22 protein-coding genes are annotated in these 21,528 nt (G+C 47.3%); 7 read left to right on the top strand and 15 right to left on the bottom strand.

Annotation, left to right across the window (positions count from 1 at the left end; genetic code table 11):
• Positions 1–12 precede the first annotated feature (12 nt).
• Complete coding sequence (locus BMW93_RS01535) at positions 13–648, top strand: peroxiredoxin (protein ID WP_090373434.1); 636 nt, start codon at positions 13–15, stop codon at positions 646–648.
• Positions 649–698: 50 nt separating this feature from the next.
• Here the strand turns inward: BMW93_RS01535 and BMW93_RS01530 are convergent, their stop codons facing one another.
• Entirely contained in the window at positions 699–1,436 is a 738-nt protein-coding gene (locus BMW93_RS01530) for a DUF6962 family protein (protein WP_090373433.1), read from the bottom strand.
• Between the two features lie 288 nt (positions 1,437–1,724).
• Here BMW93_RS01530 and BMW93_RS01525 point away from each other — a divergent pair, with 288 nt between their 5' ends.
• Both BMW93_RS01525 and BMW93_RS01520 read left to right on the top strand, forming a co-directional pair.
• Positions 1,725–4,211, top strand: coding sequence for an outer membrane beta-barrel family protein (locus BMW93_RS01525; protein ID WP_090373432.1), 2,487 nt, complete (start codon positions 1,725–1,727; stop codon positions 4,209–4,211).
• Between the two features lie 163 nt (positions 4,212–4,374).
• Positions 4,375–5,076 (top strand): MCP four helix bundle domain-containing protein, encoded by a 702-nt coding sequence (locus tag BMW93_RS01520; RefSeq protein ID WP_090373431.1) that lies wholly within the window; start codon positions 4,375–4,377, stop codon positions 5,074–5,076.
• Between the two features lie 70 nt (positions 5,077–5,146).
• Here the strand turns inward: BMW93_RS01520 and BMW93_RS01515 are convergent, their stop codons facing one another.
• Positions 5,147–5,698, bottom strand: a complete 552-nt coding sequence (locus BMW93_RS01515) for a hypothetical protein (protein WP_090373430.1) — start codon at positions 5,696–5,698, stop codon at positions 5,147–5,149.
• Positions 5,699–5,939: 241 nt separating this feature from the next.
• Here BMW93_RS01515 and htpG point away from each other — a divergent pair, with 241 nt between their 5' ends.
• On the top strand, positions 5,940–7,769 hold the full coding sequence (gene htpG / locus BMW93_RS01510; protein WP_090373429.1) for a molecular chaperone HtpG: 1,830 nt from the start codon (positions 5,940–5,942) through the stop codon (positions 7,767–7,769).
• Between the two features lie 49 nt (positions 7,770–7,818).
• Here htpG and BMW93_RS01505 read toward each other — a convergent pair whose 3' ends face one another.
• The 3 genes from BMW93_RS01505 to rho all read right to left on the bottom strand — a co-directional run bounded on the left by BMW93_RS01505 (position 7,819) and on the right by rho (position 10,626).
• Entirely contained in the window at positions 7,819–8,337 is a 519-nt protein-coding gene (locus BMW93_RS01505) for a hypothetical protein (RefSeq protein WP_090373428.1), read from the bottom strand.
• Positions 8,334–8,687 carry a hypothetical protein gene (locus tag BMW93_RS01500; RefSeq protein WP_090373427.1) on the bottom strand — a complete coding sequence of 118 codons (354 nt, stop codon included), beginning with the start codon at positions 8,685–8,687 and terminating at the stop codon, positions 8,334–8,336. The genes BMW93_RS01505 and BMW93_RS01500 overlap by 4 nt, the downstream gene beginning before the upstream one ends.
• Positions 8,688–8,805: 118 nt before the next feature.
• A complete protein-coding gene (gene rho / locus BMW93_RS01495) occupies positions 8,806–10,626 on the bottom strand; it encodes a transcription termination factor Rho (protein ID WP_090373426.1) in 1,821 nt (606 codons plus the stop codon).
• A 497-nt stretch (positions 10,627–11,123) separates the two neighbouring features.
• Between rho and BMW93_RS01490 the strand changes: the two genes are divergently transcribed.
• From BMW93_RS01490 to lptC, 3 genes are all read left to right on the top strand, one after another.
• Positions 11,124–11,846: a type III pantothenate kinase gene (locus BMW93_RS01490; protein WP_090373425.1), complete on the top strand. Its 723-nt coding sequence runs from the start codon at positions 11,124–11,126 to the stop codon at positions 11,844–11,846.
• A 97-nt stretch (positions 11,847–11,943) separates the two neighbouring features.
• Entirely contained in the window at positions 11,944–13,119 is a 1,176-nt protein-coding gene (locus BMW93_RS01485) for a hypothetical protein (RefSeq protein ID WP_090373850.1), read from the top strand.
• 12 nt (positions 13,120–13,131) lie between these two features.
• Complete coding sequence (gene lptC / locus BMW93_RS01480) at positions 13,132–13,710, top strand: LPS export ABC transporter periplasmic protein LptC (RefSeq protein ID WP_090373424.1); 579 nt, start codon at positions 13,132–13,134, stop codon at positions 13,708–13,710.
• Here the strand turns inward: lptC and BMW93_RS01475 are convergent.
• The 10 genes from BMW93_RS01475 to BMW93_RS01430 form a co-directional block, all read right to left on the bottom strand.
• Entirely contained in the window at positions 13,707–14,138 is a 432-nt protein-coding gene (locus tag BMW93_RS01475; RefSeq protein WP_177193978.1) for a cytochrome c, read from the bottom strand. The genes lptC and BMW93_RS01475 overlap by 4 nt on opposite strands.
• Positions 14,135–14,797 (bottom strand): SCO family protein, encoded by a 663-nt coding sequence (locus tag BMW93_RS01470; protein WP_090373423.1) that lies wholly within the window; start codon positions 14,795–14,797, stop codon positions 14,135–14,137. Before BMW93_RS01470 ends, BMW93_RS01475 begins: the two co-directional genes overlap by 4 nt.
• Positions 14,798–14,804: 7 nt before the next feature.
• Positions 14,805–15,242, bottom strand: coding sequence for a viral A-type inclusion protein (locus tag BMW93_RS01465; protein ID WP_090373848.1), 438 nt, complete (start codon positions 15,240–15,242; stop codon positions 14,805–14,807).
• A gap of 29 nt (positions 15,243–15,271) precedes the next feature.
• Complete coding sequence (gene recN / locus BMW93_RS01460) at positions 15,272–16,927, bottom strand: DNA repair protein RecN (RefSeq protein ID WP_090373422.1); 1,656 nt, start codon at positions 16,925–16,927, stop codon at positions 15,272–15,274.
• Between the two features lie 129 nt (positions 16,928–17,056).
• Positions 17,057–17,311 (bottom strand): hypothetical protein, encoded by a 255-nt coding sequence (locus BMW93_RS01455; protein ID WP_090373421.1) that lies wholly within the window; start codon positions 17,309–17,311, stop codon positions 17,057–17,059.
• 13 nt (positions 17,312–17,324) lie between these two features.
• The gene (locus BMW93_RS01450) at positions 17,325–18,251 is read right to left on the bottom strand and encodes a DUF4835 family protein (RefSeq protein WP_090373420.1); all 927 of its coding nucleotides are present in this window, start codon (positions 18,249–18,251) and stop codon (positions 17,325–17,327) included.
• Entirely contained in the window at positions 18,236–19,444 is a 1,209-nt protein-coding gene (gene coaBC / locus BMW93_RS01445; protein WP_090373419.1) for a bifunctional phosphopantothenoylcysteine decarboxylase/phosphopantothenate--cysteine ligase CoaBC, read from the bottom strand. Before coaBC ends, BMW93_RS01450 begins: the two co-directional genes overlap by 16 nt.
• Before the next feature lie 109 nt (positions 19,445–19,553).
• Positions 19,554–19,865, bottom strand: coding sequence for a DNA-directed RNA polymerase subunit omega (locus BMW93_RS01440; protein WP_090156762.1), 312 nt, complete (start codon positions 19,863–19,865; stop codon positions 19,554–19,556).
• Positions 19,866–19,912: 47 nt separating this feature from the next.
• Positions 19,913–20,836, bottom strand: a complete 924-nt coding sequence (locus BMW93_RS01435) for an outer membrane protein assembly factor BamD (protein WP_090373418.1) — start codon at positions 20,834–20,836, stop codon at positions 19,913–19,915.
• A gap of 74 nt (positions 20,837–20,910) precedes the next feature.
• The gene (locus BMW93_RS01430) at positions 20,911–21,501 is read right to left on the bottom strand and encodes a T9SS type A sorting domain-containing protein (protein ID WP_229240131.1); all 591 of its coding nucleotides are present in this window, start codon (positions 21,499–21,501) and stop codon (positions 20,911–20,913) included.
• Positions 21,502–21,528 lie beyond the last annotated feature (27 nt).

The raw sequence follows: 21,528 nt of genomic DNA, 5'->3' as shown, positions 1-21,528 counted from the left end.
ACCTTCACCATTATGTCACTTCGATTAGGAGATATCGCACCGGACTTTGAAGCAAATACCACTCAGGGACCCATAAAATTCCACGAATGGCTGGGAGATAGCTGGGGATTGTTGTTCTCTCACCCCGCTGACTTTACTCCCGTTTGTACAACCGAATTGGGTAAAACGGCCCTTTTGAAAGGTGAGTTTGAGAAACGCAATGTGAAAGTACTCGCCGTAAGCGTCGACGACCTGGATTCGCATAACCGCTGGATCCCGGATATCAATGAAGTAAACAATACCGAGGTGAACTTCCCGATCATCGCCGACGAAGGCCGCCAGGTAGCGCAACTGTACGACATGATCCACCCGAACGCCAGCGAAAAAGCAACGGTACGCTCGGTATTCGTGATCGGTCCCGACAAGAAAGTTAAACTGACGCTGACGTATCCCGCATCGACAGGCCGTAATTTCAACGAAATCCTCCGCGTGGTGGATTCGCTCCAACTGACTGCCAACTATTCAGTAGCTACACCGGCGGACTGGAAAGACGGCGAAGACGTGATCGTAGTGCCCGCAGTAAGCACCGAAGACGCGCAGAAGAAGTTTACAAAAGGTTTAAATATCGTGAAGCCGTATCTGCGCTATACGCCGCAGCCGAACAAGTAATTTTGGTTTGCATGAAAAAGCGGATGCCTCTTATCGGGACATCCGCTTTTTTATAAGCTACCGCTTTCGCTCTCAATCACCTCCTCCGGCACAATCTTCTCCTCCCCGTAATACGTCATATGCCGTGCGCCCTGGTAATAGAACCAGATCGACAGCGACATTGGAATGTGGGCAATGTCGTTATAGTTGAACCAATCGCCGAAACTGAACTTCAATGCGTGGAAACCGGCGGCTATCGCGCCCATGAGCGTTGCCAGGAAAATATTCTTGCTTCCCGGGTCCTTTTTCTTCTTGTAAACATAGAGCTCGATCATGAAGAGCATCAGGAACAACCCGTAGAATGCATGTACTTCCACGACTTTGAAATCGAGGGTAATGAATGTCAGGACAAAAAAGACGGTGAGCTCCACGTAGTTCAGCCAGCCCAGAATAAGGCCGTTTCGCTGTTGCAGTAACGGTTTGATATGCCAAATAGCCGCCCTTTCAAACAATGCGACGGCGATCATGCTTGCGAACCAGCCGGGTATTTTACCGACTTTGCCGGTCATGTACAGAAATCCATGTCCTAAAATCCCGCCAATCGCCGTTGCAATGGCCATAAAGAGGAAGAAATACTGGATTTGCTTGTACATGCGATGCGCGCGCCCGAGTTTGTTGAGGTGGATAAAGGCGTAGATGCATACAGCGGTCATCATCAGGCTCGACAGCACCGTCGAGGGCTCCATAATGGTTATTCCGAATAGATTTATCTGGTGGACTTTGCTGAAATCTATGACAACGTCATTCATGAACAGAAGAGTAAGTTAGCGCATACCGGACTTGACCGGTTTGCATTCAAGTTTCAAAAATACGCTTGTCTTCCCTCTTCACCAAAATTGTACCAATGGCCGAACATTCGTTGTCCGGTCGGTTTGATCTCTCCCGCGTTTTCCGTTTGGTATCCCGAAAGTGCCGATTCGCAGATGAAATCGGGGTAGCTATCTATTATCAAATAATAAATATGAAGTATGTTTTTCCTTTGTATTGAGAATTGTATTTAAGTAGGACAGCGGCGAAAGCACCCTCTTTGAAAACTTATGGAACCCATGAACAATCCCTTACTATCAGTCGTCAGATTTGCCTTTTTGACGCTCATTATGGCCATTGCGGTCAACCAATCCTTCGCCCAGGCCCCTGTGCAGGGAAACTCTAAAATTTCTGGAATTGTACTCGACTCAGCCGCCGCGAAAGGGGTTGAATTTGCCAGTATTGCATTATTCAATGCCGCTGATAACAAGGCGATTGACGGCACCACGGCCGACGAAACCGGCAAGTTCGCCATTTCGAAAGTGGCGCCGGGTACTTACAAGCTGATGATTTCCTTCATAGGCTACAAAGACAAGGCAGTGAATGTAAAAGTAGAGAAAGATAAGGATGTGGAGCTGGGCTCGATCCAGCTGGCTTCGAGCGTGCAGAATTTGCAGGAGGTAACCATTACCGGAGAGAAGTCGTTGGTGGAGGAGAAGGTAGACAGGCTGGTGTTCAATGCTGAGAAGGATATTACTTCCAAAGGAGGCGACGCGTCCGATCTGTTACGCAAGGTCCCGATGCTTTCGGTGGACCTGGACGGTAATGTGTCGTTGCGCGGAAGTTCAAACATCAAGGTTTTGATCAATAATAAGCCTTCTACCATTATCGCGGCCAATGTGGCGGATGCTTTGAAGCAGATTCCGGCGGATATGATCAAGTCTGTGGAGGTGATCACTTCACCATCGGCTAAATACGATGCGGAAGGCTCGGGCGGGATCATTAACATCGTTACCAAAAAGAACAATTTGCAGGGGCTTACGCTAAACATCGATTCCGGTGTGGGTAACCGTGGCTCGAACCTGGGTTTGAACGGAAGTTACCGCAAAGGCAAAATGGGTTTCACGCTCGGCGGATTTGGTCGCGCATTCTATAACAAAGCAACATCGGTACTTGATCAGACAACCTATTCAGGCGGAAGTTCTTTCCTCACCAACCAGAGCTCGACGGCGAAAGACCGCGGCTTGTTCGGGCAGTATTCGCTGGGTTGGGATTATGATTTGGGTAAAAATCAGGCATTATCGGCTGGTTTGCGTTATGGAACGCGGAATTTTATCCAGAAGCAGGATCTGACCATCAATCAATACGAAAACAGCATTCTCAATAACAGCTCGCTGCGCAAAGTCGATCGTAAGGATTTGTCGGGAACGGTCGATTTCAATATCGACTACATCCGGACATTCAAACCGCAACAGGAGTGGAGCATTTCCACATTGTACAGCCGCACCAGACTGACCAACAATTTCAATACCGACCTCCTGAACGAATCCGGCGCAGTAGGCAGCAAGCTGAAAAACGAGAACAAAAACGAGAACTCGGAGCTGACGCTCCAAACCGATTACCAGACACCGCTGGGCAAGAACCAGTTGCTGGAATTCGGCGCGAAAGGCATTTTCAGGACTGTGAATAGTGATTTTAAATACCTTACGGCTGGTGAATCGGGCGATTTTGTGTTGAGCACGACCAATCCGTCTGGCGCATTGAACTACAAACAGAATGTGGCGGCGGGATATTTCTCCTACACGCTTTCTACGAAAAACAAATACACTTTCAAACTTGGCACACGCTACGAATACACGGGCATTACGGCCGACATGGGCGAGAATAAGGCCATCGATATCCCGGCTTATGGGAACCTGGTGCCGAGCATCAACGTGTCGAAGGCACTTTCGGGCAATACTACTTTGAAAGCGGCTTACAACCGACGCATTCAGCGCCCGGGTATCCAGCAGCTGAACCCGAACGTGAACTTGTCGAACCCTCAGAGTATCAGCACCGGTAACCCGGCATTGAGCCCCGAACTGACCGATAATTTTGAACTCGCATTGAGTACGAATATCAAGAAGACCTACATTAACGCATCGGTATTCGCCCGCCAGACCAATAACTCGATCACGCAGGTGAGAATGGCGGTTGATACATTGCAGGGAGCCATTGTGACAACATACGAGAACATTGGAAAACAAAGAGCCTACGGGGCGAACGTCTTCGCGAATGTGTACCTGACGCCAAAATGGACATTGAACGGTAGTATCGACATCCTGCATTCGTACCTCGAAGGTCAGACGACCGCGCTGGACGGTACTTCGGTGGGAATGAATAATTCCGGTTTCAACTTTGGAGGTCGGTTAATGTCTCAGATTTCGCTGCAAAATGGCTGGGGATTACAGGCCTTCGGATTTTATCGCGGTAAGGAAATCCAGTTGCAGGGAACGCGCACCGGTTTCTACCTATATTCATTAGGGTTCAAAAAGGATATTGCCAACAAGAAAGGCAGCATCGGTTTCGGAGCGGAGAACTTCCTGACCAAAGGCGTACGGTTTACGTCCGACCTGACTTCACCGCAATTCGTGCAAACCGGCGCTACACAGCTTTACAACCGCAACTTTAAGGTGACATTCAGTTACTCGATTGGAAAAATGAGTTTCAATGCGCCTAAGAAGAAAACCAAGTCGGTGAACAATACGGATGTTGTAGGAGGCAACCAGCAAAACTAGCTTTGAATTGCTGTTGCCATAGCGCAGGGGCTTTTGCCTCTGCGCTTTTTTTGTGTGTACATTGTAAAACAGATATTACACAGCGTACTTTTTCGTTAATATAAAAAGATATTTTTGTATTTTCTAAATACATTGATACCTTGAGAAAGTTAATTATCAATTCATGAAATGGTCATTTGTTATTCAGCAGAAGTTTAAAGCTGCGATTTTGTTGGGAGGGATCATGGCATTGATCGTTGGCGGAACATTAATTTCCCGCTACAATGTGGAAGGGATCGACGAGTCGTTTTCTTCCATTTACAAGGATCGCCTCGTTCCGGCGACCACTATTTTGTATCTCACTGAAAATCTGTACCGTAAGCGTCTGTCGCTGGAAAATTATCTTTACTCGGAGGCACAACAATCGCCTGCGCACGTGAGAGCGCAGCTACGCGCGCATGATCGGAGCATCGATTCGCTGATCCGATTGTTTGAAAAGACTTACCTGGTGGACGAGGAGGCGAAAAGCCTTCAAGGATTCAAAAATCAGATCGGGCAATATGCTAAGCTGGAAAAACAGGTTCTTGCATTGTGCGTAGCCGGATCGTTCGCGGAGGCGAAACAGCTGTTTTCAGCGCCCGGCGGTAACACATTCGAAAGTACGATTTTGAACCTGAACGAGTTGGCGGGTATTCAGTCGACGATAGGGAAGGACCTTGTGAAGGCGTCGAAAGTGAATGTGGCGAGTTTTGGCATTATCTCCTTTCTGCAAATTTCCCTTGCGATTATAACCGGGCTGGTGGTGATTGTGCTGATCCGCAACTCTCAGATCGTCCAGAAGCCCCGCACGAACAGCAATAAAAGCCAATATTTTAACCTAAACTGATAAAGGAACGCTCAAAAAATAAAAGGTCGGGGTTTCCCGACCTTTTATTTTTTGAATGACTGAGAAGAAATTACTGGTTCACTTTGCGTCCTTTCAAAGTCTCTCTCTGGTTTTTCACCTGCTTCAACAGATCTTTCTTAACAAAGAGACGGGCACCGTTACCGCTTTGCAGGTCGAATGTGCGCTCTTTGTAGTCGAATTTGTTGTTGGGAAGCACGTCGAGGAAGTAGTTCTGGCCGCTCAGGTTGAACTTCATCCCTTTGGTATCCTGCTGGGTATCATCCCACGAGACGTTGATTGTACCATCGCCGGTGCTCAATGCAACGCCGGGTGTAAACGGCAGCACATTGATCGTCTGTATGCTTTTCCCGTTGCTCATCGTGATCTGTCCTTCGGGATTTACCTTGATGTCGTTCGGGTCGGTTACTTCGCGGCGGATGTTTATCGACTTGTCATTGAAAAACTGAACTTTCGTAAGGGAAATATTGGCAGCTTCCAGGTCGCGACGGAGATCTTCGGTAAAAACGGTGTAATTCGAGAGGGGAACGGAGTTCATCGTGGTGCAGGCAGAGAACCCGCTGATAAAGAATACTCCTACAAATAGTTTTTTAATCAGATTCATGTCAGAAATTGGTGTTCGGCGGAACTGGTTTGGTGATTTTAGTTGAGTTGTTTACCGGTCGCAATATTAGTAAAAAAGCCTGTCAGATACCAGCCGATTGAGCTTTCGTACCACTTGGTAGCGTAGTACTGACAATGTGTCAGCCAGTATGTGTTTTGATTGTTATTGGAACGTATATTTCTGGCCCGTATTGCAAAGCGAAATTACATTCTTAAAATATAAAACAAACGATAACATAACTATGGAATCAGTGATTCAGGAAAAAGGGAATTTGAGCATTCACACCGAGAATATCTTTCCGATTATCAAGAAATTCCTTTATTCGGACCACGAAATCTTTTTGAGAGAACTCGTTTCCAACGCGGTAGATGCCTCGCAGAAGATCAAAAAGCTGGCTTCTTATGGCGAATACAACGGAGAGTTGGGCGATCTGAAAGTGGTTGTCAAACTGGACAAAGATGCCAAAACGATCACCATCAGTGACAATGGTATCGGTATGACAGCTGACGAGATCAAAAAATACATCAACCAGATCGCATTCTCGGGTGCTACCGAGTTTGTGGAGAAGTATAAAGACAAAGGCGAAGGGGACAAAGGCATTATCGGTCACTTCGGTCTGGGCTTCTACTCGGCTTATATGGTGGCCCAGAATGTGGAGATCATTACCAAGTCTTACAAGGAAGGTTCCGAGCCTGTTCGTTGGGAATGTGACGGTTCGACAGAGTTCGAAATTTCTTCCGTGGAAAAAGAAGAACGTGGTAGCGACATTATCCTGCACATTGCCGAGGATTCGGAAGAGTTTCTGGATGAACACCGTTTGCGCGGCATACTGGAAAAATATGGCAAGTTCCTGCCGATCGAAATCGAGTTTGAAGACAAGGTTATCAACAACCCAAGCCCGATCTGGACCAAGAGCCCATCAGACCTGACGGACGAAGATTACCTCGCATTCTACAAAGAATTGTATCCATTCGGCGAAGACCCGCTTTTCTGGATCCATTTGAATGTGGATTATCCGTTCAACCTGACCGGAGTGCTGTATTTCCCGAAACTGCGCAACGACTTCTCAGGCCAGCGGGAAAAAATCCAGCTGTACAGCCGCCAGGTATTCATTACCGACGAAGTGAAGGACATTGTTCCCGACTTCCTGCAATTGCTGCACGGCGTGATCGATTCCCCGGATATTCCGTTGAACGTATCCCGCAGCTACCTGCAAGCGGATGGTAATGTGAAGAAAATCAATGGCTACATTACCCGTAAAGTGGCTGACAAGCTGCTTGAAATCTTCAAAAACGACCGTGAAGGATTTGAGAAGAAGTTCGATGATATCGGCTTGTTCGTGAAATATGGTATTATCAGCGATGATAAATTCTATGACAAAGCAAAGGATTTCTGTCTGCTGAAAAACACCGATGGTAAATACTTCACCTTTGAAGAATACCGCGAGCATATCAAGGAAAACCAGACCGATAAAAACGAATCATTGGTTTGGCTGTATACTACCGACGAGAAAAAGCAGGATGCATTCATCCAATCTGCCAAAAAGCGCAGCTACGATGTGCTGGTACTGAACAGCATGATCGATTCGCACTTCATCAATACATTGGAGCAGAAGCTAGAAAAAATCCAGATCAAACGCGTCGACGCCGATACACTGGATAAGCTCGTTGAAAAGGAAGTGAAGCTGGAAAGCATTCTTTCTTCCGACGATCAGGAAAAAGTGAAGAAGGTGTTCGAAGGCGTATCCGAAAACAAAACCGCCCACATTACCGTGGAAGCAATGCCTGTGGACGAACTGCCGGTGGTGATCACATTCCCCGAATTTATGCGTCGTATGACCGACATGCAGGCGTCTTCCGGCCAACGTTCGATGTTTGGTGATATGCCGTTGATGTACACGGTTTCGCTCAACTCTAATCACCCGCTGATCGGTAAGATTGCCGGTTCTGAGAACGAAGATGAGCAAAAGTCGCTGGCGAAGCAGGTATACGACCTTGCGTTGCTGTCGCAGGGAATGCTATCTGGTAATGATCTTACTCAATTTATCCAGAGAACTGTCAGTACTTTGTAATTGAGACTGATATAAGAGAAAAGCCGCTGTAAAAAGCGGCTTTTCGTTTTTATGATCTTCCTGAAATCAGTTTGAGTTTCAATCTTTCCAACTCTTCCCATTTCTGCTGTTTGGCGAGGGCGGCTTGCTGCGGCCAGGTCGACGGGTCGTGGAGCTGGTAACGCGGGCCTGCCTTTTTCAGGAAGCTCGCAATGCGTAAAAGGGATGTTTCCATGAGTTGCTCATAGGTATGAATACCCTCCTTGTTCAGAATCTCCTCGATTTTAGGCCCTATTCCCTCGATAATTTTGAGGTCGTCGGGTGCGTGATCGGGGCTGATCGGGGGATAAACGGTTTTGTGGGCGTTGGTAGCAATCGGGTAATCCACTGTGGTGTTCGTTAAAGTCCGGTATTGAGCGAGTTCGTATTTCTTTTCCTCTATTAATTCCTGCAAGTTATCGATTCTCTTTTTGATAATCACTTTTGCCAAAAACCAGCCAGCGACGGTGGCTGCAATGAGCAGTATAGCGATTTCCGCCACCGCTACCGGCAGGCTGTCCAAATCGAGTGAGATCGCAGGTAAGTTCATTGTTTCGACTGATAATAGGCCAACTCGCGGTGGATCCGGTTCAGTTTATACCGCAAATCCCTTGTTTTCTCCATTTCATAGGTTCTGCCCAATATAAAACCGATGATCAGCGTAACTCCGATCATGATGGTGTGTTGCCAGAAATGCGTGAGTTCGATCTGGTAGGCAGGAAGCCCGAGTTGCCGCAGCGAAAACCGGAGCAGTCCACGCTGTGCCGACATTTCCGGCAGAAGCCCCTGGGAACCGAAGAGCATGTCGCAAAACTGCTCTAATTTACAAACATGCCAATAAATGGAACCTGTAATCCAGAATCCGAGGAACGTCCACCAGAGCGCCTTGCTATTGAACATGAGGAAGGAAAGTTTGACGGATGTATGCTTTTACCTAAAAATAGGGTTTCATCCATTAAGAAGCAATAGGAGCGCTTATAACGCAATAAAGCCCGGGCGTTGGCCCGGGCTTTGTTATTTATCGGTTCATCGAGATCAGGAACTCTTCGTTGTTCCGTGTCCCTTTCATATGTTCCAAAAGGAAGTCCATCGATTCCATCGCATTCATATCCGACATGTGCTTGCGCAGTATCCACACTTTTTTGAGTGTTTCCTTGTCGAGCAACAAGTCCTCGCGGCGTGTTCCGGACGCCATTACGTCGATAGCCGGGAAAACACGTTTGTTGGACAGCTTGCGGTCGAGTTGCAATTCCATATTACCGGTACCTTTGAATTCTTCGAAAATAACTTCGTCCATTTTGGAACCGGTGTCTATCAATGCAGTGGCGATAATGGTTAGCGAGCCGCCGTTTTCCACATTACGCGCCGCACCGAAGAAACGTTTGGGCTTGTGCAATGCATTGGCATCCACACCACCGGAAAGGATTTTACCGGATGAAGGAACCACCGTGTTATACGCACGTGCCAGACGTGTGATAGAGTCGAGCAAAATCACTACATCGTGACCGCATTCCACCATTCTTTTGGCTTTTTCCAAAACAATGCTCGCTACTTTCACGTGGCGGTCGGCTTGCTCGTCAAATGTTGATGCGATCACCTCCGCACGTACGCTGCGCTGCATGTCGGTAACCTCTTCCGGACGTTCGTCGATCAGCAGGATCAACAGGAACACTTCGGGGTGGTTACGCGTGATAGCGTTGGCGATTTCTTTCAAAAGCACGGTTTTACCGGTTTTAGGCTGGGCAACGATCATACCGCGCTGGCCTTTTCCGATAGGTGCAAAAAGATCGAGAATACGGGTGGAATATTGTTCCGGGCGCGAGCTAAGGCGCAGGCATTCATCCGGGAACAACGGGGTAAGGTATTCGAATGGGATGCGGTCGCGGATTTCTTCGGTAGTTTTTCCATTGACCGTCTCCACGCGCAGAAGCGCAAAGTATTTTTCTCCTTCTTTCGGCGGGCGGATCTGACCTTTTACGGTGTCGCCCGTTTTCAGACCGAACAGTTTGATTTGTGAAGGCGAAACGTAAATATCGTCGGGGCTGGCCAGGTAGTTGTAATCGGCAGAGCGAAGGAAGCCGTAGCCGCCATCCTGCATGATTTCGAGCACGCCTTCGTTGACGATCAGGCCATCAAACTCTCTTACATAGTTATTGTAATTACGTTTGATTTTCGAAGATGGGTCTTCGCGTTGTGCCTGAGGCTGTTGATGCCTTTCCTGGCCTTCCTGCTGAGGACGTTGCTGACGCTCTTCACGTGGCTGGGATACCGGCTCATGCGAAATTGCGGCAGGCTTTTCTTCTTGATTATCTTCCTGAATATCAGCCTGTGTTTGTTCAACTGCAACTTCCGGTTCAGTCGTTGCCTCTACTTCCGCAGGGATGATTTCTTCTCTGCCCAGGTCGTTGAGGGTGTCATTGTCCTCGTCGATTTCGAGCGATGTATCTATGTTTTTCGGACGTTCTTCCTGACGTTTCGGGAACTCCTGACGAGGAGTATCGAATAACGGCGCGGAAGAAGGGCCGCTTTGAATGTTATCTTTTTTATTCCGGGCAGGACGGTTGTTTCCACCTTTTACCGGAACGGACACGGGTGTTGGCTCGACAGGCCTCCTCGCACGTTTTTTCTTGGGTTCACCGGAATCGGCTGAGACAGCTTCCAGTTCGGGGGTTTCCACCACAACTGGCGCAGCAACAGATGCAGGTGCTTCCTGCCGTGACATTATCCGGTTAATCAGTTCTTTTTTAGGAAGTTTGGCATGATCGGGTATTCCCAGAGCACCCGCTATTTCTCGTAGCTCTGATAAAAGCTTAATGTTTAAATCATCAATTGTAGGCATACAGAAAATGGAAAGTAAAGGGTCACTTTACCAATTGGACAATAAGGTTGTGAATATAATTGGATGTAAACAGGACTGCGCGCCCTGAAGTCACGTGATGGTCATTGATAGGTTATAATAAGCATTTATCGCGAAAGCCCGCGCGAAAGGCTTTACTTACTGCAAAACTTTGATGGATCAAATCTGATAATTGTAACTGGTACAAACAGGAAGTATTGACAATAAATCGGCAAGATTTTGAATCTCGATAACGCTGAGGTGCGAAGTTACTGCGAGATGGAATTTGGATTTACGAGTCGATACTGACTTGGATGGACGAAAGTAAATATATATGGTTTAATTTCCAAATATTTAGCTTAAAAACCGTGCCAACGGCATTCTTATTGTTTTTGTATGACAAAAAATCTCTGATGAAGTGCCGAAGTCAGTGATTTAACGTACACTAACTTTTTTCGGCCTTAGTTTTTGTGGAGGGAAAATCGGATTTTTGCGGGACTATGAATATTGTTGTGGATTCCGGGAATACCTTTTCGAAGATCGGATGGTTCGAAGGGCAAAAACTTATACGATATACGACGCACCTGGAATTCCCGGAATTGATCCGGAATGTCAGGGCGGAACTCCCGGAATACCTCTTTTTTTCTTCTGTGGGAAGGACGCAGGAAGAATTCCAGGAAGCACTGGGAGAGCCTGTCCGGATAATGGGCCTCACGCCGGATACACCTTTGCCGATCACCAGGCATTACGATACCCCGCAAACTCTCGGCGCCGACCGCATAGCCGCCGCTGCGGGCGCAAATTATCTTTTCCCCGATGAAGATCTCGTGGTCATCGACATGGGGACCTGCATTACCTACGACCTCATCGACCGCAATGCCACGTTCCAGGGCGGGTTAATTTCTCCCGGTGTACGAATGCGATTCAATGCAATGCATACGTTTACTAAAAGACTTCCACTTTTCGAGCCTGAAAAAACGCCTGATTTGATCGGAAAAAGTACCCGTCAGGCCATGCAGAGCGGTGTTATGAACGGCACGCTCGCTGAAATCGAAGGAATTATTGAAAGATACCGACACAATTACCCGACTTTGCGCGTAGTATTATGCGGTGGGGATGCTGCTTTTTTTGAAAGTAGCTTGAAACCACCCATCTTTGCGGTGCCGGAACTGGTTTTAATAGGATTGAACAGAATTTTAACATATAATGTCTCTTTACAGTAGAATAGGAATAATCACGCTTGCCATTACACTCGGTTGGAGTTGTACAAATCTTGCAAAAGCACAAGGATTGGGCAATTCTCCGTATTCATCGCTCGGTATGGGTGAGTTTTACGGAGATGCATATTCCGATAATACTGGTATGGGAGGGGCTGGCGTCGCCTCGGGTAGTGGGTTCCAGATCAACAACCTGAACCCGGCGCTTTGGGTGCGCAACCGCTTTACCACGCTGGATGTGGGGCTGGTGGGTCAGTACAAAGATATTGCGTCCGGTAACCTGAAACAGGGAAATGCGGGCGGAAACCTTGCATATCTATCATTATCCTTCCCGATCACCCCGAGATGGGTAATCGGCGCCAACTTGAAGCCTTACAGTTTCATCGATTTCCAGAATACATTCACCCGTCCTGTTTCAGGTTCGCCTGGGATCGCTGAATATACTGTTTCGGGAAAAGGCGGAGTCAACAAGGCTTCGTTGGTCAACTCGTTTCAGATCGGCCGTTATGTGACCCTGGGTCTTGAAAGCAGCTATTTTTTTGGTAACGTGCGAAGGGCGTCCGATGTGATGCTGTTTGTCAATGGTATCGCATCCGACTATATCGTCAGCCTCAACGAACGCAGTACCTATTCGGATGTTGCTTTCCGGGCCGGTGGTACTGTCCGTATTCCTCTCAAAAAAGAAAATAAGCTGAACCTGAACCTCGGTGGTGCGTATAGTTTCAGTACTTCGCTGAACTCTACCAAAACTACTTCTTTTGAGCTTACACAAGGTTCATTCCCGGTTGTGGCACCCGATACGCTGGAAAAAAATCTGGGCGGTTCCACGAAAGTGCCCGAGCAATACCAGGTAGGTGCAACACTCGAATGGCCGTTCAAATTGTCAGTTTCCGTGGATTACAGCCATCAGTCATGGTCGCAGTACAGGGGCTTCGGGAACGTGAATGAAGCACTCAAAGATGTGAATCGCTTGCATGTCGGTGCAGAATATATTCCGAAATTCGCGTCTCTCAGCTATCTTGATAATGTTCGCTATCGTATCGGTTTCAGCACGGGTAATACGCCTTATGTAGTTGGTAATACGAAAATTAATGACACAAACGTCAGCCTTGGCTTTACTTTCCCGATGGGCCGTGGGTATGCCAACTTCCTTTCGGTAGGATTCGTAGGAGGACAGCGCGGTACCAACTCCGGGGGAGCGATCCGCGAACGTTACGGGCGAGTGGTCCTGGGAATAACGCTCATGGAAAGATGGTTTGAGAAGAGGAGGATCGACTAAACGGGTAGTCTTATGCTTAACATAGGCATTCAAAAGCTTTTTTTAAAAGGAGATAGTCACGTATCTCCTTTTTGTATTCTGGTACTTTGCGTACTGCTTTTCGCGGCTTGTGAATCTAAAAAAGATAAAATCGGGGCGGTTTATAACGGACCAATCGAAATTGTCAATGACCTGGTGGTCAAGTACAGTGAGCAGGGCAATATGAAAGTGTATGTTAAAACGCCCAAGTCATTTACCTACCAGAACGAAACCCGCGTTTTCCCGGATTCGGTTAATATCAGTTTCTTTGACTCGCTGGGGACGGTGGTAACCACGCTACGCTCGGATTCGGGCAGATATGACCGCAGTGCGGACGTATATATTGTAAAAGGGCATGTGCGGGTGGTAAAATTGCAAGACCATCAGATTCTTACCACCACCGAGCTCAATTGGAGCCCGGGTACGCGCAAGGTTTTTACAGATAAGGCATTGAAAATCGTAAATACCCAGTCGCCGGAAGTGACCCATGCCGTGGGGATGGATGCCGAACAGGATTTTTCAAGAATCAAATTGCGGAAAATGACCGGTACAGTCATTTCAAAAGGTTTTTAGTCGGGCTTGCATTCTGCTAACGCCTTGCGTACAACCTCGATCGGTGTATAAACGCTGTCCTTCCCCCATTTCATCGATACAAAACTCACGAGTTCCGCGATTTCTATTTCGGTTAGCTTAGGATTGGGAGGCATTGGCCTGCTGAACTTTTTGCCGTTCACGACGATGGTATCGCTCATTCCGTACTGAATAATGCAGGCCACCCGTGCCTTGTCGGAAATAATCGACGACCCTGCGATAGGAGGGTAGAGATTAGACATTCCTTTACCTTCCATCTGATGACAGTTGGCGCAATGCGTCATGTACAGTTGCTGGCCGGTCACAAAATACTGCTCGCTTTTCAGCTCTTCCGAACTGCGGCAAGAGCCCAAACCCAGCATCATGAATGCCAGCATTGGGGCAATGCGGTTACTTTGCAGCAGTTTCATTTCTTATATTCAGCCAGTAACCGCTCCATATCGTTGAGCAACTTCTTTGTCCCTTCTTCGGTAGTACCGTCGTACATACCGCGTACGTGCTTCTCCTTATCCACGAGGATGAATGCCCCGCTGTGGATGTAGCCGCCTTGCACCGTCGTGTCTTCTTTGGCGGTCGACATGTAGTTCTTTTGGCCTATTTCATAAATTCGGGCCTTATCGCCGGTCAGGAATTGCCATTGCTGGCCTTCCACGCCCAAATCCTTCGCAAACTTATTCAGTACTGCCGGTGTGTCATGCTCGGGATCAATAGAGTGGGAGAGGATCATCACATCGGGATTGCCCTTGTAAGCTTCGTAGACTTTTACCATTTGCTTTTTCATCACCGGGCAAATGGTAGGGCAGGTTGTGAAGAAAAAGTCGGTTACGTAAATCTTGTTTTCGACAATTTTCTCGGTAATGGTATCGCCGTATTGGTTGACAAAAGCGAATTTCGGGATCTTGTTATAAATGGTGTCAACGACTTCTTTTCCATCCACGGTCTTCTTCACCCAGTCGCGCTCTCCCAGGATAGGTAGTTTTTTGTCCGAACCACCGCAGCTCGTAATAGCAGCCAGGGAAGCGGAAGCGAAGAGGCATTGGAAAAGGATTGATTTTACTTTTGAATTCATAAACGGGTTATTCTAAAAATGTTTTTGCCTCCTGAATCGATTTCAGTGTGGCCTGCTTTACGAGCAAGATCCGTTCCTTCTCAGTTTCGAAATAGAGGACAGCTTGTTTGGGGTCCAGTTTTTTCGCAGAATCGCCGCGGTAGGCGTGCATCCAGTCCATCATGAGTTTATCTGCATCAGTCAGTTTCTGGTTCAAATCCACTGCTTTAATGCGTTGTTCGGCCATGGTATTGCTGCTCACACCCACATTTTGAAGGCTATCAATGCCCTGGATTTTTTTCGAAAGCTGCGATTGCAGGCTCACAATGTCTTCCTGCTTGGGCATTACTTCGTCGTGGATCGCCAACACTTCCGTTTCGAGGCCGACGATTTTTTCCTGATTTTTGTCCTTACCACATGCCATACAAAGCGTGATCAGGAACGATAGAAGGATAAGGTTTTTCATGTAAATCGGGTTTACCGAATAGGTGTACATTAATCTCTGAGGATCATTTCGCGCGCATTGTGCAGCACGGCTTCCGAAGGATTATGGCCGCCGATCATTTGGGCGATCTCCTGTACACGTTCATCGATGGTGAGTTTTTTAATCCTGCTGACGGTTCTGTCGGAGGAGTGATCTTTGTATACGAAATAGTGCGCATCACCGCTACTGGCAATCTGGTGCAAATGCGTTATGGCGATAATCTGGTGATTTACGGCCATATTTTGCATCATTTTCCCCATCTTTTTGGCGATCTCCCCGGAAACCCCGGTATCGATTTCGTCAAAAATAATGGTCGGCAGCTTTCGCTTGTCGGCGAGTATATACTTAATAACCATCATCAGCCGGGAAAATTCCCCACCGGAGGCAACTAATTTCAATTCCTGGGGAACGATGCCTTTGTTACCGCTGAAAAGGAAGGTTACCGAGTCTATTCCGTTGGGAGTTGGTGTGGTTTCTGTAATCTGAATACTAAGCGAAGCATTAGGGATGCCGAGTTCATAAAGCCTGTCAAGGATAAGCTTTTCAATGGCTTTGGTCACTTTCTTGCGTCTCTCTGAAAGTACTTTCGCGCCCGTCAGCATTTTGTCGTGCGTCTGCGCAACTTTCTTCTCCGCCTTGATCAGATCCTCGTCGAGATTCATGACAATGCTCAGCTTGTCCTGCAAAGCGGCTTCGATATCCAGCAATTGCCCAATATTCGAGACCTGGTGTTTTTTGAGCAATGAATAAATGAGGTCGAGCCGTTCCTGGACCACCTCGGTACGCGCAGAATCCAACTCCACACCTCCATTTACCTGATCGATTTCCTCGGCCAGGTCCCGGAGTTCAATCAATGCACTTTGGGCGCGCTGGCGCAGAACATCATACTCATTCACAAGCCGCGACGCCTGCGTGAGTGAGCTGACGGCATTTTTAAGCAAATCAAGTGCTGAATTTTCAGGATTATCGAGATAGGCATGTGCCAGTTGGAGTTTTTCTTTAATCTCTACCGCGTTCTCGAGAATGGTCAGCTCATGTTCCAGCTTTTCCTGTTCGTCGGCTTTCAAACCCGCGTTATTCAATTCCTGAAAAAGAAACTGGTCGTAATCGAATTCCTTGCGGAGCTGGTGTGCTTGCCGTTTCAATTCCTCGAATGCTTTTACGGCTTCGCGGTAAGCATTGAAATCCGTTTGGTATATTTTGAGCCGATCAGCGTTTTCGGCGTAGGAATCTACAACCCGCAGTTGAAATTCGTTGTTGCCCAGCAATATCGAATCATGCTGCGAATGAACGTCGAGCAGCTGCATGCCGATCTTCCGCAGGGTTTCGAGATTAACTGGCGTATCGTTGATGAACGCCCTCGATTTGCCGGCAGCGGAAATTTCCCGCCGCACAATGCACTCTTCCGAAAAGTCGAGATTTTCGTCCTCGAAATTGGGGGCGAGATCGTAACCTTTTAGGTTGAAAGTACCTTCGATAACGCATTTCTCGCTACTGTCATATAACGATTTTGCGTCCGCCCTGTTTCCGAGCAGAAGGCCTATTGCACCAAGCATAATGGATTTTCCGGCACCCGTTTCACCTGTAATGATGTTCAGCCCGGGGTCGGGCGACATTTCCAGGTGCTTTATCAGCGCATAGTTTTTGATCAGTAAATTAGAAAGCATGTCTAATTTAGGCAGCAGATTGCCGGAGATGATGCAACCTGGCTATGATGAAGGGATCAAGGTCGTCTCCGATACGAATATAGGGATGATCTTCCCAATTAGGAAATATAACAGGACGTAACCCCAATTTTATAATGTAGTATGCCTGCTTGGTGGTACGACTCCCTGATCGTCGTCATAAACCACTTCATACAAGTCCGAAAGGGCGATCTTATGCTGGTGGTCACGGGTATCTTTCAGTATCAGCTGTGCCGCGTCGATGGATATTAATCTGCCAAAAATGGTATTTCCATTGGAAAGGACTGCATTGAGCGGCTGTTTTTGCAAAATGTGTTGTTTGCCCTGTATTTCGTCGCGCTGGACTCTTATTAATCGTTTACTCATTGATTTATATTCGCTACATAGACAGCCGCTGGTACATCTGGGTTTTCGAAGGGTCGAGATTAACCAGCAAAGTGTAAGCCTGAACGCGCTGTTCGGGCAATCCTTCAATCATTATTTTGTACAGCTCATCCGATTTGGCGTCAAAAAATGAGTTCACTACCACGCTCGCCGGACGAAGCTGATTGACTTCTTTCATCGTGTTCAGAAATTCAAGCACTTTCGCACGGGTTTCGGCAGGATTCTGCGTTGCCACATCCAGGCCTTGGCGATAGTATTTGTACATCCCCTCGCGGAATGGCGTAAATTGTTGGCTTTGAAGGTTCTCAATCAGCCAATAGCGATTTTTTGAATCCCCGTTCGAGTCCCAGCCACGCTTGTTCGGTGAAGCGTTTCGCGCAAGGTTCACCAGGTTGAATGCCTTTTGCACATAGGGCGATCCGCCCATTTTGCTGAACGAGTCGTAATCGAAAATCAGTGCAATATTGGCGTAGAATGCCAGAATGTACGGAAGCTCTTCGGTGTAGCTGTTTTCATTAAAATACAGCTGTGTACTTGGGAGGTAGGTAAATGTGAAATTTTTATCGACGTAAGTAAACAGCACGGTTTCATACGTCGAGCCATACACGGGCCGCGATACCACAAGCTGTGCGTTGCCCTCGTAGCTTCCCTGCGCCAGCGAGCGCGTGAGGTTCACATTGAGCTTGCATTTGATCTTCTCTTCCTTCGTAAACTGATCGTTGGTCCAGCGCGTATTGTTCAGAAAATCATTCATGTAGGTCTGCAACTGATTCATCGACTGTGGATCAGTCTTTTGCTGCGCCACCAGTTGCTCATAGTTGAGATTGACCGTGAACAGGAATTCCTGCGCGTGCGCACGTTGCGCGAGGGCCCCTAAAAGCAGCGGGATGGTCAGGATTAGTAGTTTTATGCTTCGCTCCATTTGCCTAATACGATATTTAGAATGTCCTGCGCGACCTCTTCTTTGGATTTAAGGTCGAATTGCTGCACATTTTTGTCTTTGTCAATAACGGTTATTTTGTTGGTATCGTGTGCGAAACCTGCTCCGGGGTCATTCAGCGAATTTAAGACAATATAATCGAAATTCTTCCGGGTCAGTTTGTCCTGCGCGTGGTTCAGTTCATTCTCTGTTTCAAGCGCAAAACCGATGATTAACTGCCCCGATCTTTTCATTGCGCCCAGCGTTCCTGCAATATCGGTCGTTTTGGCAAGATCCAACACCATACTGTCGCCTTGCTTTTTGATCTTTTGCTCAGCGACATACCTCGGTGTATAATCGGCCACCGCTGCTGCGAAAATGATCAGATCGTTCGCTTCGAAATGATCTTTTGCAGCCTGGAACATCTGGCCGGCAGTTTCAACGGCGATTGTTTTAATATTCGGATTGGACGTTTTCAGATGTGTAGGTCCGCTCACGAGCGTTACGTGTGCGCCTGCGGCCGCAAAGGCTTCCGCAATGGCGTACCCCATTTTGCCGGAGGAACGGTTGCTGATAAATCTTACCGGATCGAGCGGTTCTACTGTTGGCCCGGCAGTAATGAGGACGCGCCTGGAACCGGCAACAGGCCGTTTCGCGAAATGGTTGTCAAGTATTTTAACAATATTCTCCGGCTCGGCTAACCGTCCGTCGCCGATTAATCCGCTGGCCAGTTCCCCGTGTTCAGGTGAAATAAAGCTATTGCCGTAGCTCACCAGTTTTTCAATATTATGCTGTGTGGAGGGATGTTTGAACATATCCACATCCATTGCAGGCGCGAAGAACACCGGGCATCGGGCCGAAAGATATATAGCCGTCAAAAGGTCGTCGCAATGGCCACTGGCACATTTGGAGAGCGTTTTTGCCGTCGCGGGTGCAATGATGATCAGGTCAGCCCAAAGCCCGAGTTCGACATGATTATTCCATTCGCCTGTTTCATTTTTGGTAAATGAGGTTAGAACGGGGTTTTTGGAGAGTGTCGACAACGTCAGTGGTGTGATAAACTCGGTTGCCGATTGGGTCATTACCACACGGACTTCTGCTTCTGCTTTTACAAGAAGACGTACCAGTAATGCGGATTTATAAGCAGCAATACTACCCGAAATGCCCAGCAGTATCTTTTTACCTTTCAGATTCAATTTATGGCTATTTGAATGATCGTGGTCCAATGGTGTAAAGTTAACCAGATAAAAACAAAAAGCCCGCCGGGAATCAGATTCCTGGCGGGCTTCGTCCAATACAGTCGTATTATTCTTCTGTCGTATCGCGGTAGCTGTGGTAAGTTTTACCTTCGATGAACTCATCGATGGCAATGCTTCCAGCCTTAGGCATACGCTCGTAAAATTTCGAAATTTCGATTTGTTCTCTGTTTTCAAACACTTCTTCGAGGTTATCCACACCGGAAGCAAACTCGGCCAGTTTGTTGTTCAGCTCTTCCTTCATTTTGCTGGAAATCTGGCGTGCCCTTTTAGAAATGACCGATACGGATTCATACAGGTTACCTGTTACCGCCGCTATCTTGTCTGTATCACGGGTAATGATCGATGGATTCGTTGCCATAATGGTCTGATATAGTTAAAATTCTTAAAACAATATAAATGGTGCCGCTATTGACCGTTCGGGGTGCTGATGGCAGGCGTGGTCACCTTAGCCGGTTTGGTAGCCGGATCTGGTTGAGATTCTTTCAGTTTTTGACGTTCCGCTTCCACTTTGGCGATCACTTCGATCTGTTTCTGACTGTCGTCGAACATTTTTTCGGCGTCGCGGTTGTATTTGCCAGTCGGGTATTTATCCACAAGTTCCTGATAGAACTTAACGACTTCCTGGTATCTTTCTTTTTGCTTGTCGCTGAAACTGTTGGACGCCAGGTTGAACTGGGATTCAACTTTCAGGAATGCAAGCTCTTCGTTGTATTGCGAATCCGGGAAATCTTTGCGGAAGTTCTCAATCGAAATAACCGCGGATTTAAGCGACATCGGGTTAAAATCACTGATCTTGTGGTACAACCTCGCACGCTCGTAAGCTTTCCGTTCCAGTTTGGACCTTAGTTCCAGGATATAACGGGTACATTCTTCGCGGAACGGGCTGTCAGGATAAGTGTTGATAAAATCCTGCATAGCAGAGATCGCCGTGAAAGTACTCGTCTGATCGAGGTTGTATGGCGAAGAATCTTTGTATAAAGAAAACGCGTGCATGTACAACGACTCCTGCGCATAGTCGCTACGTGCGTAGGTGTCGTAAAATTTCTTAAAGAGAAACTGGCTGGTATTGTACTGACTCTGATGGTATTGCGTGTAGGCGTAATAGAACTGCGCGAGCTCAGATTCGGTACTTCCTTTCAATAAAGGAATCAACTCCTCAAACAGCAGTCCTGCGCGGTAATAGTCCGCCTTTTTGTAATAGGCCATGGCAGCATCATACTTCTGCTGATCTGTACCTGTCTTTTGTAACTTGGAGAACTTACTGCAGGAAGTAACAACAAGGATTGCAATGAATAGCAAGAAATAGCTTGCCGGACTGTTTTTTCGCATATTAACTGCAAAGGTAATAAAAAAAGCTACACGTCCATAACGAATGCGTAGCTGATATAGTGTTAAAAATTAGCCTATTGCTGATGGCGAACGAGCATTTTCTTGGTAGCCACTTTTTTGCCATCGACCGACAACTGATAGAAATACAGGCCGGTAGCCATGTCCCTGGTGTTAACACGTAATTTACGCTCGTTTTTGTTGAGAGTGAATTCCTGGATCTGCGAACCGAGTACATTGTAAAAAGTAAGTTTCGCATCGCGCAGGCCCGGGTTGATCGTGAAATCGATTTCAGCATATTCGCTCGCAGGATTGGGGTATACATTGGAAACCGAAATCTTGTCGTTCACAAACAGTAGCTCTTCTGCTCTCAACTGTGCTTCCAGGGCAGGTGATTTCTTTTCGCCCGATTTTTCTGCGACTTCGACAGCCAGTGTGTTGTTATCTGCCGGGTTCGCGGAAGCAAAAAGAAACGAAGTGTAGAATCTGTTCAGCGCTTTTGGATTTTGCAAAGTCAGCGGTTTGTAGCTGGTACCGCTTGAAAAGTTTGAGAATTTGATGCTCTGGGTAGCGGGGGCTTTCTTTTTGCCGACCATATTCAGGCGGCTTCCCCCCGAGACACTTTGGGCCTGTAACCCTTGAATACTCAGGGCTAAGGCTAAAATCATATATATAAAACGTATAGTTCTTTTCAT

Origin of the sequence: Dyadobacter sp. SG02 (assembly GCF_900109045.1) — a bacterium.
Taxonomy (GTDB): domain Bacteria; phylum Bacteroidota; class Bacteroidia; order Cytophagales; family Spirosomataceae; genus Dyadobacter.
Note: the sequence above shows the minus strand (reverse complement) of the source record. Positions and strands in the feature narration are given on the sequence as shown.